This window comes from Candidatus Enterococcus myersii, assembly GCF_017316025.1.
Lineage (GTDB): Bacteria > Bacillota > Bacilli > Lactobacillales > Enterococcaceae > Enterococcus_C > Enterococcus_C montenegrensis.
On record NZ_JAFLVT010000002.1, the window covers coordinates 97,405 to 115,441 of the forward strand.

The 18,037-nt window shown below is 37.0% G+C and carries 13 protein-coding genes, 1 pseudogene and 1 riboswitch; of the genes and pseudogenes, 13 read left to right on the plus strand and 1 reads right to left on the minus strand.

The annotated features are described in order from the left end of the window. Nucleotides 1–108: 108 nt before the first annotated feature. Nucleotides 109–1,014, minus strand: coding sequence for an ArsR/SmtB family transcription factor (locus JZO76_RS02025; protein ID WP_206902510.1), 906 nt, complete (start codon nucleotides 1,012–1,014; stop codon nucleotides 109–111). Between the two features lie 243 nt (nucleotides 1,015–1,257). Between JZO76_RS02025 and JZO76_RS02030 the strand changes: the two genes are divergently transcribed. The 13 genes and pseudogenes from JZO76_RS02030 to JZO76_RS02090 all read left to right on the plus strand — a co-directional run. Next, on the plus strand, nucleotides 1,258–3,087 hold the full coding sequence (locus JZO76_RS02030) for a sugar-binding domain-containing protein (RefSeq protein WP_206902511.1): 1,830 nt from the start codon (nucleotides 1,258–1,260) through the stop codon (nucleotides 3,085–3,087). 68 nt (nucleotides 3,088–3,155) lie between these two features. Next, complete coding sequence (locus JZO76_RS02035; protein WP_206902512.1) at nucleotides 3,156–4,733, plus strand: ABC transporter substrate-binding protein; 1,578 nt, start codon at nucleotides 3,156–3,158, stop codon at nucleotides 4,731–4,733. A gap of 150 nt (nucleotides 4,734–4,883) precedes the next feature. Next, nucleotides 4,884–5,861: an ABC transporter permease gene (locus JZO76_RS02040; protein ID WP_206902513.1), complete on the plus strand. Its 978-nt coding sequence runs from the start codon at nucleotides 4,884–4,886 to the stop codon at nucleotides 5,859–5,861. A gap of 18 nt (nucleotides 5,862–5,879) precedes the next feature. After that, nucleotides 5,880–6,782: a carbohydrate ABC transporter permease gene (locus JZO76_RS02045; RefSeq protein WP_206902514.1), complete on the plus strand. Its 903-nt coding sequence runs from the start codon at nucleotides 5,880–5,882 to the stop codon at nucleotides 6,780–6,782. A 5-nt stretch (nucleotides 6,783–6,787) separates the two neighbouring features. Further along, nucleotides 6,788–7,417, plus strand: a complete 630-nt coding sequence (locus tag JZO76_RS02050) for a DUF624 domain-containing protein (protein ID WP_206902515.1) — start codon at nucleotides 6,788–6,790, stop codon at nucleotides 7,415–7,417. 30 nt (nucleotides 7,418–7,447) lie between these two features. Continuing rightward, nucleotides 7,448–9,580, plus strand: a pseudogene (locus tag JZO76_RS02055) (GH92 family glycosyl hydrolase). A gap of 59 nt (nucleotides 9,581–9,639) precedes the next feature. Continuing rightward, nucleotides 9,640–11,622, plus strand: coding sequence for a glutaminase domain-containing protein (locus JZO76_RS02060; protein ID WP_206902516.1), 1,983 nt, complete (start codon nucleotides 9,640–9,642; stop codon nucleotides 11,620–11,622). A 386-nt stretch (nucleotides 11,623–12,008) separates the two neighbouring features. After that, the gene (locus JZO76_RS02065; RefSeq protein ID WP_206902517.1) at nucleotides 12,009–13,061 is read left to right on the plus strand and encodes an AbrB family transcriptional regulator; all 1,053 of its coding nucleotides are present in this window, start codon (nucleotides 12,009–12,011) and stop codon (nucleotides 13,059–13,061) included. A gap of 136 nt (nucleotides 13,062–13,197) precedes the next feature. Then, a riboswitch (TPP riboswitch) is annotated at nucleotides 13,198–13,298 on the plus strand. A 219-nt stretch (nucleotides 13,299–13,517) separates the two neighbouring features. Next, entirely contained in the window at nucleotides 13,518–13,814 is a 297-nt protein-coding gene (locus JZO76_RS02070) for a thiamine-binding protein (RefSeq protein ID WP_206902518.1), read from the plus strand. 25 nt (nucleotides 13,815–13,839) lie between these two features. Next, nucleotides 13,840–14,550, plus strand: coding sequence for an ABC transporter permease (locus JZO76_RS02075; protein WP_206902519.1), 711 nt, complete (start codon nucleotides 13,840–13,842; stop codon nucleotides 14,548–14,550). Further along, complete coding sequence (locus tag JZO76_RS02080) at nucleotides 14,547–15,548, plus strand: ABC transporter substrate-binding protein (RefSeq protein ID WP_242595732.1); 1,002 nt, start codon at nucleotides 14,547–14,549, stop codon at nucleotides 15,546–15,548. The genes JZO76_RS02075 and JZO76_RS02080 overlap by 4 nt, the downstream gene beginning before the upstream one ends. Continuing rightward, on the plus strand, nucleotides 15,548–16,294 hold the full coding sequence (locus JZO76_RS02085; RefSeq protein WP_206902521.1) for an ABC transporter ATP-binding protein: 747 nt from the start codon (nucleotides 15,548–15,550) through the stop codon (nucleotides 16,292–16,294). Before JZO76_RS02080 ends, JZO76_RS02085 begins: the two co-directional genes overlap by 1 nt. 472 nt (nucleotides 16,295–16,766) lie before the next feature. Continuing rightward, the coding region (locus tag JZO76_RS02090; protein ID WP_206902522.1) for a molybdopterin-dependent oxidoreductase at nucleotides 16,767–18,037 on the plus strand (1,271 nt) is incomplete at its 3' end.

Below are 18,037 nucleotides of genomic sequence, written 5' to 3' on the forward strand. Positions count from 1 at the left end.
AAAAAATTTTTTTGTTATCATAAAGCGATTTTACGAAAGATAATATCCGTATTTGCATTATCTAAAAATAACGTTTCTTTGTTATTATCAGCCGGCATATGCTTCAGGTTAACTTACATAGGTTAAAACTTTTATACTTTGTTCGTGGTTGCCCCACTTTTCGCCAAAGAGGGTTAAACCGCCTACATGCTCCATATTTTCTTCTGAAGCAATGCGCAATGTAAAATAATCGGTTCCTTTAAGTGCTAAGTCATTAATATTTAAATCTGTCGTAGGGACGCCATCAATACTTGTGTCATATTGATTAATCCGGATATGTTTTAATTCACCATATTGACTACAAGTATCGGGCCACCAAGTTGGAGTTAGGCGCCCACGAACATCGGCATAATTGCCTCGGACAGTGTCGCTGCCCAATTTCTTTCCGTTGATATAATACGTAACGTCACTTGGCCAAGTATTATTAGAAATCGGAAATTCAGATGCGATTTCAAAACTAATATCTAATAATTCAAGGTGATCATCAACTTGAACGAGGTTAGGAATTTTATATTCTAAAAAACCTTTTCCGGTCCAAACTAATTGTGCGTTGACGCGTTGACTATCAAGAAAAGAACGAGGCTGATCGGCCATACCGATATGCCCTTCTTCTGAGGCTAGACCACAAGTTGGCTCCGCGTGGTAGTCAGTAAAATGTCCCACTTTTACGTCAGCATGGTAGTGTCGGTATTCTGGAAAAATTTTTTCCGGAAACTCAATGCCAATTTGATCAATCGCTAAGGCAACGATTTTTTGCAAACCAAATTTACCTGGACAACGACGCGTCTTTACAACACCAGCATCTTCTAATTGTTGGACGTGCCGCGTTGTGATGGCATTTGAAATGGCGAGGGCTTTGGCAATTTCACCAATATTCATTTCGCCAGTCGCTAGTTGATTTACAATTCCCAGTCGCGTTTCGTTTGCTAAGGCTTGTAAAACGGGGAGTGATTTTGTCGATGTATCAATAATCATAGAAAAGCTCCTTTACTTTTTCGTTAAGTATAACTCTAGTAATAATTGTAATTTTATAAGTTGTTTTACTAATTGGTTAAAATAGTTAAGGTTGATAGAACGGCATTGACGCTCTATGAAAACGCTGTTATTATTTTGTGTGTTGACCGATAAGTTAAATAGTAATGTTATTATAAGTCTTTGTTAACCAAAAGGTCAATAATGTTTTTTAGAAAATAGACCAAAGAATTTTTGGAGGTAAGCATGTTAAACAGGAAAGAACATCCGCGACCACAGCTGATAAGAAAGAAATGGCAAAGTTTAGATGGAAAATGGGATTTTGCCTTTGATGATAACAATATTGGCCTAATAGAAAATTGGTTCAAAGTATTACCTGCAGCATATAAAATTTTGGTTCCGTTTACATATGAGACGGAATTGAGTGGTATACACGATACGTCTCACCACAAGATTGTTTGGTACCAACGCACGTTTGAAAATGATAATGATGAAAATCAGGTCCTTTATTTCGAAGGTGTGGATTTTCAAACGCAGGTATGGCTAAACGGACATTTACTTGGAACACATAAGGATGGTTACGAGCGATTTTCTTTTGATTTGCAACCTTATTTAACCAAAGGGACAAATACGATTACATTACGCGTTGAAGATTCACTTTCTTGTGAACAGCCAAGAGGAAAGCAGCGCTGGCTAAAAGATAATTTCGGATGCTGGTACGTTCAAACAACTGGCATTTGGAAATCAGTTTGGTTAGAAGAAGCCGGTGAGCAGCGGATAAATTATTTAAAACTCACACCAGAATTGGATTTAGATTTATTAAAAGTAGAAGTAGAATTAAAAGACGCCGCTGTTTTGCCAGAAAGTAAAAGTTACTACATCGAAGCCGAGGCAAGTTTTAAAGGTGAATTAATAAGTTATCATAAGGGATTATTTCATCACAATGGGAGCAACTTTACCTTAGATACTCGGGTCAAAGAAAATGCAGACTCAGGTACACAGCGTTGGAGCCCACATACGCCTAACTTATATGATTTAACTGTGCGTTTATACACGCAAACTGGCAAGTTATTAGATGAAGTATACAGCTATTTCGGTATGCGAAAACTTAGCATCGAAAATGGACAAATTTTACTGAATAATCGTCAATTATACCAACGCTTGATTCTAGATCAGGGCTATTGGCCTGAATCGGGTATTACGCCACCATCAGTTGCAGCATTGGAAAAAGATTTAGAAAAAATAAGTGCAATGGGCTATAACGGATTACGCAAACATCAAAAAATTGAAGATGAGCGCTTTTTATATCTGTGTGATGAAAAAGGAATTCTTGTCTGGGCAGAGATGCCATCGACTTATGTCTTTAATGATATTGCGATTGCACAGTTTACAAAAGAATGGTTAGAAATTGTGAAGCAACACTACAATCACCCAGCAGTTATTACTTGGGTACCTTTTAATGAAAGTTGGGGAATAAAAGGTGTTAATGAACATGCGCGTCCACAACATTTCACCGAAGGAATTTACCATTTGACAAAAGCAATTGATCCCAATCGTCCTGTTATTACAAATGATGGATGGGAACATACGATTTCAGATATTTTAACCTTACACGATTATGAAGAAACTGGCTTAGCATTTGCTAAACGCTATTCCGATCAACAAGATTTTGCGACCCATGGTTATTCAAATAAAGAAAAAATTATTAATAATGAAATCCAATTTAATGACGGCTGGTTCGCCTTTGCTAAGGGCTTTTCATATAAGGGACAACCTATCATGATTAGCGAATTTGGCGGTATTGCATTTACTGCCGATAGTGAAGATCAGTGGGGCTATGGTAATCAAGTCAAAAATGAAACCGAATTCATGGAACGCTTTGAAAAAATTCATGCAGCAATCCAAAGTATTCCGTATATTACAGGTTTTTGTTACACCCAGCTAACAGATGTTGAACAGGAAGTAAATGGGTTGTTAACAGCAGATCGTAAGGACAAAGTGGATTTGACAAAAGTTAAAGAAATCAATGAGCGTCGCATTAATTTTAGCGAGATGAAAATAGAGAATAATTTTTAAACAGGGCATTAATTCGCAGTTTCTTGTAAGAGAAGCTAGCAATTTTATTTATTTTTGGAGGAATAGATATGAAGAAATGGAAGACATCTTTATTGGGATTAACATTGTCAGCGGTTGCATTATTATCACTTAGCGCTTGCGGTTCTGGAAATGCAAGCTCAGAGGACAAAGCAGGTGATAGTAAAGGGTTCACATTATTAAGTCCAGATCACAGTGCTGATCATCCAAAAAATAAGGATCTTTGGATGTGGAAAGAGTATGAGAAGAAGACTGGTGTTCCAATTACTTGGCAGGAAACAAAAGATATTAATGAAAAGAAAAATTTACTTTTATCAGAATCAAAATTACCTGATGCCTTTTACCAAGTTTATTGGACATCTGATGAGTTAGTAAAATATGGCGGGCAAGGAATGTTTCAGCCAATTGAAGATTTAATTGAAAAGCATGCACCAAACTTTAATAAATTAATGGAAGAACACCCTGAAATTCGTAAAAGTATTACTGCACCAGACGGTCATATTTATTTCCTACCAGAATTGTCGATTGATCCACAAATCATGGGCTTAACATTTAGATACTATATTAACCAAGAATGGTTGGATAAATTAGGCCTTGAAAAACCACGTACAACAGAAGAATTAAAAGAAGTGTTAACACAATTTGTTACAAAAGATCCAAATGGTAATGGCAAAGCTGACGAACAAGGTTGGTACATGAATAGCGGTGAACTACCAAATAGTTTTGAAAAACTATTGATGGCCGCTTACGGTATGGGAACAGGCGGAAGAACAGGGATCGAGTCTTCTGTTTATTATGAAAAAGATGGTTCAATGCAATTAACATTAAACAGCGATCGGATGAAAGATGTTTGGAAATATGAAGCAGACCTTTACCAAAATGGTTTAATGTCTAAGAATTCTTTTGCGGGTGCTGATGGTGATAAATGGCGTGCAGATGCAGCCAATAATACAGTTGGTCTTTGGACTTGGGTGAGCCCAGAATTTATCGGAGGTTCCGTTCAAGATAAATATACACCAATTAATATTATCGCAGGGCCTGAAGGAGATAAAAGTCTCGTTATTAACGGACCAGTGGGAACTTCAGGTTTAGTTATTACCAAAGACTGTAAAGATCCAGGCAAATTATTAGAATGGACAGATTACTGGTACAGTCAAGAAGGATCTGACTTTGGCTATTTAGGCGAAGAGGACGTTACTTACCATAAAGTTGGGGATAAAAACGTCTATGTGGATAAGATTTTGAATTACGATAAAGGGGCACAATTAGGCGCATACCAATATCTAGATAATGTTTACGGTGGTGGCTACCCATATTTAAATCCAGATCAAGCCAACCGCGATATCGCACAAGGGTTAGAACCAATTCAATACGACGATTTTAATGAAGAAGTTATGCCAGAAAAAATGTTATCACCAGTAATGCCAACACCAGAAGAGTCTGGTCAGCTATCAACAATTATGACAGATATGAACAACTATGTTGAACAATCTCGGGTGAAGTTTGTGACAGGTGAATGGAACTTTACAAATGATTGGGATAAATATGTGAAACAGCTGAAAAAAATCGGCTCAGATAAATTACTTGAAATTCGCCGTACGCAATATGAACGTTATGACAAAGAATAGATAAAACTTTTGTCCAGGCTTAAAGCAAAATACTACAAGAAGCTTTAAGCCTGGTTCTTTATGACAAAATGTTTTATTGAACCAATCAGCTTAGGATTAAGATGCTGCGCTGAACAGTTTAATAAAACAAGGAGAAAGGAAGAATAATAGATGGTAGAAAAAATATTATTCGATATGAAAAAGCATAAATGGCTTAATGCGTTATTCGTTGTACCGATGGAGGCTTTAAATAAATTGTTATTCGATATGAAAAAGCACAAGTGGTTATATATTATGCTGGTCATTCCTGTGTTATTCGTTCTAATTTGGAATTATTGGCCAATGTATGGTGTTGTGATTGCTTTTAAAGATTACTCACCGGCTTTTGGTATTTGGGGAAGCCCTTGGGTAGGGTTAAAACATTTCCAGCGGTTCTTTGATTCTTATTTCTTCTTAGAAATTATTGTTAATACAATTCGCGTTAGTTTTTATAGTTTATTAGTAGGTATTCCGTTGCCAATCATTTTGGCGTTAATGTTTAACGAGATTAAGCGGAAATGGTTCAAATCGACTGTTCAAACAGTTTCATATATTCCCAACTTTATTTCAGTCGTAGTTGTTATCGGAATGGTTACCTTCTTTTTTTCTGAACAAGGTTCTATTAATCAAATTTTAACTTCTCTACACATGAAGCCAATTGATTTTTTAGGTGATGCGAAGTGGTTTCCGCATGTTTATGTTTGGTCTGGGATTTGGCAAGGTGTCGGCTGGGGAACGTTGATTTATACAGCGGCAATGTCTGGTGTACCCCAAGATCAATACGAAGCGGCGTATCTTGAAGGGGCAACACGGATGCAGTGTATTCGCAATATCACAATTCCGGCAATTATGCCAACTATTGTGATTTCTGCAATTTTAGCAACAGGTAGCGTGATGTCAGTTGGTTTTGAAAAAGCGTATTTATTGCAAAATGCATCGAATCTGGCTACTTCAGAAGTATTGTCGACTTATACATATAAAGTCGGTTTGATTAACGGTGAGTATAGTTTTTCTGCTGCAGTTGGGTTGTTTAATAATATCGTCAATTTCATCATGCTTTTTGTCGTCAACAAGATCGCACAAAAAACTGGCGAAAATAGTTTGTGGTAGGAAGGCGGAACGAGCAAAATGGAAAAAATGCGATACATCTCAACAAAATCAGATAAAGTTTTTGATATCGTCAATATTGTAATCATTACATTGCTGACTTTAATTTTGTTATACCCGATTGTTTTTGTAGTAAATGCTTCTTTTAGTAATCCTAATAAAATTTACGAAGTGCCACTATTACTTTGGCCCCGTGGATTTAATGTTAAAGGCTATACTGAAATTTTAAAAAATAAAGACATCTTAGTCGGTTTTAAAAATGCTGTTATTTATACAGGGTTAGGAACATTGGTAAGTGTTGTAGTTACAACATTAGGTGCGTATCCACTTTCCCGGAAAGATTTACGCGGACGCTCAATGCTGACTTTATTTTTCACAATTACAATGTTCTTTGGCGGTGGCTTAATTCCAACGTATTTGGTCAACCAACGATTAGGTATCATCAATACGTTGTGGGTAATGATTTTGCCGGGTGCTGTGGGCGTTTACAACATGATTTTAATGCGAACTTATTTCCAACAAAATATTCCTTCTGAATTAGTGGAAAGTGCTTATATGGATGGCGCTAATGATTTGCAGCTTTTATATAAAATCGTACTGCCACTTTCAACACCAATCATTGTGGTCATCGCAATGTTTAATGGGGTAGGTCGCTGGAATTCTTACTTTGATGCCATGATCTATTTACGCGATCGGGCGCGCTTTCCATTACAATTGATTTTGCGAGAAATTTTGATACAAGGACAATTTGGTGATGACGTGAACCAAACCTTGGTAGGAAGTGCTCAGGCGGAATTAATGATGTTGAAACTAACATTGAAATACAGTGTGGTTATTGTCTCTACGTTACCAGTGTTACTGTTTTATCCAATTGTTGCCAAGTATTTTGAAAAAGGTATTTTAGTCGGAGCTATAAAGGGGTAAGAAAAGTGGTTAATAAAATTTATGAAGTTTTTAATCGAATTTACTATTTAATGAAATTAAATGGATTGTGGCTGTTATTTACGCTTTTAGGTGGCGTCGTGCTGGGGATTATTCCAGCAACGATTGCACTGTATGCTTGTATGCGACAACAAATTCGTTATGAATCAGAAAATCATTTGTTTCAAATGTTCAAAAAATATTATGGCGAGAATTTCCGCCGTGGTCTACTATTTAGTGCCGTATTTACCGCTATTGCATTATTCTTCTTAGGTGAAACGATCGTCTTAGCTAATGCAGGCGCAGGAAATCTGTTATTAGAAATTGCGATTAAAGCGACCCGCTTGCTTTTGATTTTAGGTGTCGCGATGTTTTTCCCAATCTTTGTTCACTTTGATGTAAGAGGTGTAAAAACGTTTTTGCAGCCGATGCTGTTTTTACTGATTTGTCCTTTGGAAGTCATCTATATGGCGGTGATTTTTGTAATCGTTAGTTTGTTATTTGCCATTAGTCCGCTTTTGATTCTTTTTATCGGTGTTGCATTACCTGCTTACGGAATGAGTCTTATTATGTTGAAAAAATTTGAACGGTTAGAAAAAAATATTAATTTAAGTGATTTTGCACAAGCCAATCGCTAAAAACGAACGTAAATTTAAAGGAGTCTCTAGATGGATATTAATCAAATCGACACCCGCCATGGGACCAGCAATTCTTTTGAGTTATCCCGTGGAAACTGTTTTCCCTTCACCGGTGTGCCATTTGGCATGAATTATTTTGCCATTGAAACCCATGAAGACAACTGGTGGTTTCATCCTGAAGCAATGCATTATCGCGGATTTCGTCTATCACATCAACCTACGATGTGGGCAGGAACAAAAGGTGATTTTTGCTCTTTACGAATTTTACCGTTTACTAAAAATACAAAAGGCTTGGTTGTAGTACCTTATGCACCACAGCAATCTGATTTTCATCCTAATTATTTAAAAATCAAGCAACCTAACAATCAATTAGATACAACTTTGATCCCATCTGATTATGGTGCCATTCTAACCATGGACTCACCGCAAAATAACAAAGGTGTTATGATTGGTTTTCCAACTGATGGGAAAATTACAAAAGCACAAGGGCATTTAATCGAAGGTTATTCTATGCAGTTACACGTTCATCGTACTACGCCGTTGAAATTTTATTTCCGTATTGAAGTGAGTGAGGAAATCACCCATTTTAGTGAAAAAGACGGCGTTTATGAAATTTGCTTTGCCGATGCAAAAGAAATTGAATTACGTGTCGGGACTTCATTCATTTCTGCTGAATTTGCCAGAAAAAATCTGCCTCAAACAGAAAAATCAGTACAGTTGCAACAAGTAACAAGCCTTTGGAACGAGAAACTGGCTAAAATTAAGGTATCTGATCAAGATAAAGAAAAGGTGAAAACCTTCTACCATAACTTGTATCGTACTTTTTTATACCCACAACGCTTATACGAGTTTGATGAAAATAATCAACCACTTCATCGAGATGCTTATGCTGATGAAGTAAAGCCAGGTTATTAATACATGAATAATGGTTTTTGGGATACAGCCAGAAGTGTTTACCCCTTATTTTCTTTAATTGAATTAGACGAATATGAAAAAATATTGGCGGGCTTCTTAAATAGTTATCGTGAAAGTGGCTATCTGCCAAAATGGTTGGCACCTGAAGATTCTGGGGGCATGCCAGGAAATTATATTGACGCGGTTATTGCAGATGCGGCTGTAAAAGATATTGCGGCCGAATTAATGCCAGAATTTTTAAATGGAATGCTGCATTCTGCAAATCAACAAGAAAAAAATCGTAGGCAAGGACGTTCTTATGCCGACGAGTACAATACGTATGGTTATGTACCGTCAGATTTACACGAATCTGTCAACCATACTTTGGATTACAGCTATAGTGACTATTGTATTGCTAAAGTTGCCGAAAAATTAGGTGAAAATGAAACAGCCGAAATTTTCATGACACAATCTACACGCTATCAAAACTTATTTTCAGTTGAAGATAAGTTCATGGTAGCAAAAGATCGCCAAGGACAGTTTAAAGAAAATTTCAGCCCTTTTTCTTGGGGTGGCGACTATACAGAAGGTTCAGCGTGGCAATCAACATTTGCTGTTAATCATGATATTGCGGGTTTAATCGCATTGCATGGTGGAAAAGCGGCTTTTGAAGAAATTTTAGTAACGCTCGCCAATACACCGCCAGAGTATACAGTGGAAGGCTATGGTCATGTGATTCATGAAATGGCAGAGATGGAAGTTAATGGTTTTGGCCAGATTAATGTGGGCAATCAACCAAGTTTCCACTTGCCTTACTTGTTCCACTTCATAAACAAACCGTATTTTGCACAGCCACTTTTAAAACAAGCTATCAATCGGTTATTCTCTGCAGATTTTAAAGGCTATCCTGGGGATGAAGACAATGGTAGCATGGCCTCTTGGTATATTTTCAATGCATTAGGCTTTTATCCATTTTGTCCAGGAAGCGGTGAATATCTAATCGGGATGCCAAACTTTGATGAAGCCATTATTCATTTGGCTAATGGAAATAAGGTCAAAATTACAACGACATTAAACTATCCGCAACAGCAATTTATTCATCGTATTACAGAAAATAAAGCGGATTTTAAAACATGTGTGATTGCTCATGATGAGTTAATCAAAGGAAAAGATTTTAACTTTGAATTAGGAATGGTGCCGAATTCAAAATGTTTTGATGAGACTGTGCCAGCTAGCATCCGCAAAAGAATGGTGCAAACAACAAGCTAAGAATAAATGAAAAAAGTTTAAAAGAATGATTTTAGATGTAGAAATGGAGTTAGTAGAAGATGACAAAAGTAAACCGAGGAGCTTCAATTCCTCTGATTTTAAGCGACCCTTATTTTTCAATTTGGTCTCCAGCCGATCGTTTAACTGATTGTGACACGCAAAGTTGGACCGGTAAAGAACAACCTGTGCGGGGCTATATTCAAATAGGGGATGCTACGTATCGTTTTATGGGAGCAGATGATCTTATTCCTGCTATTGCCCAACAAGACTTAGAAGTGACAGCAACCCAAACAAAATACACGTTTGCAAATGAAGTAGTTCATTTAGAGCTGACTTTTTCGGTCGATTTGGACTTACAGGATTTACAAAAAATCAGTGAACCGGTAACGATGATCACAGTTAAAGCGGACGTGAAAAATGATGAAAAAGCCGCAATTACTTTTGCATTTTCAGAAGAAATCTGTCGCGATAAAACACAAGAACCACTTCACTGGCATAAAATTACGACTGATGATGAGAAAATGGTTTGGATGGGGAAAAGACGTCAAACACCATTAGATTCAACTGGTGATCTGATTGATATTGATTGGGGTTATCTGTATCTAGCAGCTCCTAGTAGTCTTGCAATTACGTATCAAAAACAGCGTGAAATGCTACTAGCTCATTTTCCGATTCAATCCGGCCAAGCAACTACCATTTTAGCGGCCTATGATGATATTCATGCGATCAATTATTTTGGCACAGCATGCAATGCTTTGTGGAAAGAAAATTACAGCGGTATGTATGACTTGTTGCAAAATTACTTAATAAATTTACCCGCACGGTTAGCAAACTGCAAAAAAATCGATGACAAAATTCAACAAGCGTCCATAACTTCTGGTGGGAAAACATTGGACTTTATTACCGCATTTAGTTATCGACAGTCAATTTGTGCCCACAAATTAATTCGTGATGAACAAGGGGAAATTGTCTTTTTGTCCAAAGAATGTAGTTCAAATGGATGCATTGGGACAGTAGATATCAGTTATCCTTCACTACCGCTTTATTTACTTTATCAAACAGAATTAGCCAAAGGAATGCTACGTCCTGTTTATAAATTTGCTGCTTTGCCAGTTTGGGAGTTCGATTTTGCCCCACATGATGTAGGGCGTTATCCATATGCAACAGGACAAGTTTATGGAGAGATAACCAACCAAGGCGATGAAGGTTGGCCAGATCGTGGCGCTTACGGCACAGTTTATGATTATTATCAATTACCAGTAGGTCAAAATGTGTACCATTATGAGCAGCAAATGCCGATAGAAGAAAGCGGCAATATGTTGGCCATGGCAGCTGCAATTTATTTGCGAGATGGAGACGATCAATTTTTTAATCAGCATTTAAAAACGAATTTACGTTGGGCCGATTATTTAGCAACTTTTGGTCAGGATCCAGAAAATCAACTATGCACGGATGATTTTGCCGGACATTTGGCACATAATTGTAATTTATCATTAAAAGCGATTACTGCACTTGCAATGTTTGGCAAAGCACTGCTAGCAGCAGGGTATGAAAAAGAAGGGGCACTTTATTCAAAACGTGCAAAAGAAATGGCCGCTATTTGGCAAAAGACGGCGATAGCAAATGGGGAACATACACCGCTTTCTTTTGACAGACCAGACAGTTGGAGTATGAAATACAATATTGTTTGGGACAACTTATTTGAGCTTGGCTTATTTCCAGCACAACTAATGGAAAAAGAGATTAAGAAATATTTAGCAGAGGCAAATGAATTTGGTATCCCGTTAGATGAACGGGCGGATTATACTAAGGCAGATTGGATTATGTGGATTTCAATTTTTGCCCAAAACGAAGAAGAAATGGAAAAAATCATTCAACCTGTGCGCCACTATTTAGAAAATACGCCAAATCGGGTTCCATTTTCTGATTGGTATGATACGAAAAATGCCAAGGTCATGAACTTTAAAAATAGAACAGTGGTGGGGGCAATGTTTATGCCACTGTTAAAACAAGCACTAGTTAAAAACTTAGTTAAGGCATAAGTAAAAGCTGAGCAAAAAGTCCACCTGACTTTTTGCTCAGCTTTTTGTTTTGCTTGAAAATAAAATGACAAATAAATGAAAGTCATATTTCCTTTTTTTTATTTTGTTTTTTTCGTGTTCTTTTTAAATTTTCCAACCACAAAGTAAAAAAGAAAGAGTAAAATTCAAAGTGATATATTTTTGCTCACTGTTGCACAATTAGCTTAAAGATTTTTTATAAAGTGAAATCTCATGTTTGAAGTCGCCTTTTTTTGCAGCCATAAATTATCTAAGGCAAGCTGTCTAAGTAGCTACTAAGAGAAATAGAAATTATTCTTATTTGGCAAGTAAACGTAATGGTAAGCACAGTTTTAATTGTGACATATTTTTAGAAAGCAGGTTTATAAATGATTGTAAAAATAATAGAAACTTTGATTGTCGGCATGGTAGGAGGTCTAATAGCAAGGAAGATAAAATTACCCGCTCCTTTTATGACCGGCAGCATGTTGGCGGTCGCTTTATTTGCAATCTTTTCTGAGCAAATGTATATGCCAAATAATCTAAAAACTTTTGCCCAAATAATTAGTGGTGCATATATCGGGCAACAGGTAACGAAAAATGACTTACTTAATTTTCCTAAATTGGCAAAATCGATCGTGTTTTTGATGACCTTATTTACGCTGAATATGTTTATTGTCGGTTTTTTAATTCATACTTTTTTCTCAATTGATTTAATTACGGCCTTACTTTCCTGTATGCCCGGAGGAATTATGGATGTGTCTTTGATTAGTATCGATATGGGCGCACAAGCTGAGATAGTCGCAACGATGCAACTGGTGCGATTAGTCGGGATGCTGCTTATTCTTCCATACTGGATTAAGCTGCTGCTTGATCGCTTTCAAAGAAAAGAAGATACTTTAAAATCATCAGAGGCTAAGAAAATTGTCACACAGCTGCCTTTTGGTACAAGTGATTTTATTGTCAATGACGGTCTTATTTTGATTATCGCAAGTATTGGAGGATTGATTGGTTTATCCCTTCATATACCGGCGGGGGCGTTAATGTTTTCGTTAATTTTTTCCAGTATTTTGAAAATAATAAAAAATACTGCGCAACTAAACACGAATATTCGCTACATTGCCCAAATTTTTGCTGGGACAATCATCGGCAGTACCTTTACACAAGATAGTTTAAAAGAAATGAGTCGCTTATTTATTCCGGCGCTTTTATTATTAGGAAGCTACTTAATGATAAATGTATTGTTTGGTTACCTTGTATCTAAAAAAGGAATTTTAGATTTAAAGTCAGCATTATTTGCTTCTTCTCCAGCTGGGGCGACAGATATTTCCTTAATTGCGGGGGAATTAGGTGGCGACATGCCTAAAATTGCGGGTATTCAAATTTGTCGCACCTTGTACACCATCATCGTTTTACCCAATATTGTTCGCTGGCTTACGTAACACCTGAAATTAGCAGGATGGAAATGTGCCGTGTAAAAATTTTTTGGTTCACTGTTTGGAGGGGCATAAAATCGTATTTAAGTACTTTCTACCAAAAAACTTGACCAATCTATTTTTCTTTGTTAATTTAAGTGCAACCGAATATGTGGGGAGCTGTAATGGCTGAGAGGAAGTTCGACTTCGACCCGTTAACCTGATTCAGATAATGCTGACGTAGGTAAGGAGTTTATTTTGGTGTGCAAAGTAGGTCATCACGGACTTTTGTACAGTTGAATAATATAACTTTTGTCTCAGTATCGTCTTATGATACTGAGATTTTTTTGTTCTCAAAGACTAGAGTTTGAATAAAGAGCAAAAAGTTTGCTAGTGGCTGTTTTATTGAATCAAATCTTTAAAAGAAATTCATTTAGCTCATGCAGTTCACGTATCGGTAAAAAATTATGGAGTGTGAAAAAAATGGACGCAAGTATCGCAATTCAAGTTTTACCAAAAGTAGAAAGTAAAAAAGAAGTCATCGCTATTGTAGATGAAGTCATCGACTACATCAAAAGTACAGGGTATACCTATCAAGTGGGCGCTTTTGAAACAAGCGTTGAAGGAGATTATGAAGGCTTGATGGAGCTAGTGAAACAATGTCAATTAATTGCTGTTAAAGCGGGAGCGCCAAGTGTTTCTGCCTACGTAAAAATTGCGTATACGCCAAAAGGAGATGGGCTGACCATTGCCGAAAAAACGGATAAACACCAACATTAATTTAATCCCCGTTGCCACTATACTAATGATTTTAGCAGTGTGGCAGTTTGTCACAGTAAAAAATATTGTTCCAGCATTTATGTTACCCAGTCCTAAAGCGGTACTGCAAGCTTTACTAACAGACTGGCCTCAGCTAGCGGCAAATGCGAAAGTTACGTTGTTAGAAGCCATCTTAGGACTTTTAGCTGGTGTTTTACTCGGTTTTGTTTTGGCAGTTATTATGGATCACATCCATTGGTTGAAACAAGCGATTTATCCTTTACTAGTTTTAAGTCAAACAATTCCAACGGTTGCTTTAGCTCCCTTATTGATTATTTGGTTGGGATTTGGAATATTGCCAAAAGTTGTGTTGATTATTTTGACGATCTTTTTTCCGGTAGCGTTAAGCTTGTTAAATGGCTTTGCGGCCATTGATCCGGATGAAATTTTATTATTGCAATCGATGGGGGCGAAATCTTACCAGATTTTTTGGCATATTAAGTTGCCCGCTAGTTTAGGTTCATTTTTTGCCGCATTAAAAATTGCAGTCACGTATGCCTTAATCGGAGCTGTGGTATCAGAATGGCTAGGCGGTTTTGAAGGTCTAGGGGTGTACATGACCCGCGTGAGAAAATCTTATAGTTTTGACAAAATGTTTGCCGTGATTTTTCTCATTTCAGCTTTAAGTCTACTACTTTTAGGAGCTGTTTTAGTGTTAGAAAAAATTTCGATGCCATGGAAGAAGGAACAAAAATGAAAAAATTAATCAGTGGTATTTTATTGGTTACAACGTTAATAACATTAGGTGCTTGTCACAGTGGACAAGCAAGTAAAAAAGAAACAAAACTAGAAAAAGTGACGTTTGTTTTAGACTGGACTCCAAACACCAATCATACTGGCTTATATGTCGCTAAAGAAAAAGGCTATTTTAAAGAGGCGGGCTTAGATGTTTCCATCGTCCAACCTTCTGATGGAGATGCTAGTATGATTGTCGCTAGTAACAAAGCACAATTTGGTATCTCTGCTCAAGATTCTTTGGCCGCAAATTATGTTTCCGCGAAACCTTTACCAATCACAACAGTAGCTACAATTTTGCAGCACAATACATCAGGTATCGTTTCGCGAAAAGGTGAAGGAATAAATCATCCCAAAGGTTTGGAGAAAAAAACCTACGCGACGTGGGATTCACCAATTGAAAAAGCTATGATCAAAGATGTCATGGCAAAAGATAATGGCGGCGATTTTAATAAAGTAAAATTAATTCCGAATACAATTGTTGATGAGCCTCTCGCTTTGAAAGAAAAACAAGCCGACGCCATTTGGATTTTTTATGGTTGGGGAGGCATTAAAGCGGGGGTTGATAATGTAGCAATTGATTATTTTAACTTCAAAGATATAAATCCTGTATTTGATTACTATACACCAGTTATTTTTGCGAACGACACGTTTTTAAAAGAAAACCCCAAAACAGCTAAAAAATTCTTAGCCGCCGCTAGCAAAGGTTACGAAGATGCTATCAAAGACCCTCAGGCAGCCGCAGATATTTTATGTAAAGAAGTTCCAGAGTTAGATAAGAATTTAGTTCAAAAAAGTCAAGCTTGGATCAGTCAGCAATATAAGGCAGAGGCCAAATCATGGGGCTATATCGAGCCTAAACGGTGGAATGCCTTTTACGATTGGTTATCAGAAAATAAATTAGTTGCTAAAAAAATACCGGAAAATACTGGTTTTACCAATGCGTATTTAAGTGAGTGATGACAGTGGGACTAACAGTTGAGCGGATAAATAAAAGTTACGGGAATAAAGATGTGCTTGCAGATATTTCCTTGCATGTTCCTGCTGGCAAAATCGTCAGTTTGCTTGGACCCAGCGGTGTTGGAAAAACGACACTATTTAATCTGATTGCTGGCTTGGAGTTGCCAGATAGAGGTAGTATTCAGTTAAATAATGAAGAAATAACAGGTAAAAGGGGAAAAGTATCTTATATGTTGCAAAAAGATTTATTGCTTCCCTATAAAACAATGGAAGAAAATCTGGCATTGCCCTTGATTTTAAAAGGTGTAAAGAAAAAGGCAGCCTTAAAAAAAGTGGCAGCATACTTACCTGAATTTGGGCTGTCAGGGGTTGAAAAAGTCTATCCCAATGCCTTATCTGGTGGTATGCGACAACGGGCTGCGTTGTTGCGCACGTATTTATTTTCAGGAGAGTTAATTTTATTAGATGAGCCTTTTAGTGCATTGGACGCGATAACAAAACGCGATTTACATCAGTGGTTTTTGCAGATGCAAAAAGAATTTTCATTGACGACCTTGCTGATTACCCATGATATTGACGAGGCGATTCTTTTATCTGACCAGATTTATCTGCTGGCTGGCTCTCCAGGAGTGATACGAGAAACTATTACAGTTTCTCGTCCGGAAAATAAGGAAGTCGACTTTTCTTTAACCCCTGCTTTTCTTGATTACAAACGCGCTATCCTGCAAAAAATGCAAACAAATTAAACAGTAAGGCCGAAACAAAAGAACATAAATACTCACTTGTTGATTGTCTTTTTTAGACAAAGACTGGCTGTATTTGTGTAATATCTTTTGTTGCGGTCTTTTTTTTATTCCAATAAAGAAAGTATGAATTTTTCACAAGAAGAACCTTGGTTTGACTGTATTAACACTATCAATCCTTTCAAACTGCCAGTTTCACACACCAATCCTTCAATTTTTCTTGCCTTACTGTTGTTACAACAAAATAGATTAACAGCAGAAAAATCTATTTACTCCAAGTGATAATCATTCTCAATTGGTGTTATTTAATCAGCCTTATAAATGGATTTTTAGCTTGTTAACTAGGGAGTTCCCTAATGATAGTTTGTTTTTTTTTGCTATAAAATAAAAGAGAGTTAGAAAATATGCCGCGCTGCATTATTTTTTTTGATTAACAAGTGAAAAATATCACGAATAAAAATTAAGGGGACGAAGTATGAAAAAAACACAATCCACCTGTAATTATTGTGCACTAGCCTGTAATTTAGATTTTTACACAGAAAATGAAGAAATAGTAAAAATTATTCCTACACCGGGATATCCGGTTAACGATGGCTTTTCTTGTATTAAAGGTTTGCGGTTAAACCGCCAACACCAAGAATTCAAACCAGATCCAAGACCAAGGATAAAACAAGAAGATGGTAGTTTTACTTATGTCACTTGGGAAGATGGTCTAAAAGATACAGCCGCTAGATTAAAAGAAATCCGCGCAAAATATGGTCCCGAAAGTATCGCAGGAATTAGTACAGGTCAATTGACAATGGAAGAGATGGCATTATTTGGTCATGTAATGCGAACGTATCTAAAAGGAAATGTGGATGGCAATACGCGGCTTTGTATGGCGACAAGTGTGGTTGCCCACAAGCAAGCTTTTGGTTTTGACGCACCTCCTTATACCTTAAAGGATGTGGAATTATCCGACACCATTATTTTAATTGGTGCAAATCCAGTTGTTGCACATCCAGTTTTTTGGGGAAGAATTCGCGCGAATAAAATTGCCGGTAAAAAAGTAATCGCCATTGATCCGCGCATGTCTGAAACAGCGAAAAAAGCCGATATCCACTATAAACTAAAAGCAAAAGCTGACTTAAAGCTCATGTATATTTTGGCAAATTTACTGATTGAAAAAGGCTGGCTTGATGAAAAGTATATCGAAGCACACACGCAAAAATTTGCGGAATACCAAGCATTTTTAAAAGATTATCCACTAAGTCGTGCAAATGAAACCGGATTGACTGAAGGTGACATTGAAGAATTGGCGCAATTGATTCACGCTGGTAAAAATGTTTCCTTCTGGTGGACGATGGGAGTTAATCAAGGGTATGAAGCGGTGCGGACTGCACAGGCAATTATCAATTTAGCACTAATGACAGGAAATATGGGCCGTCCAGGTACCGGAGCGAATTCATTAACAGGACAATGTAATGCCATGGGTTCTCGCTTGTTTAGTAATACGACCGGCCTATATGGTGGTGGTGAATATGATAATCAAACAAGAAGAGAAATTGTTGGAACTGCTTTAGGAATTGAGCCAAGTTGGCTACCGGAAAAACCGACGTTGCCTTATAACGTAATTATTGAAAAAATTAATGCAGGGGAAATCAAAGCCTTGTGGGTTGCCGCAACAAATCCAATTCATTCTTGGACCAATAGCGATACTTTTAAAGAAGCCATGTCTAAATTAGAATTTTCATTTGTCAAATTAAG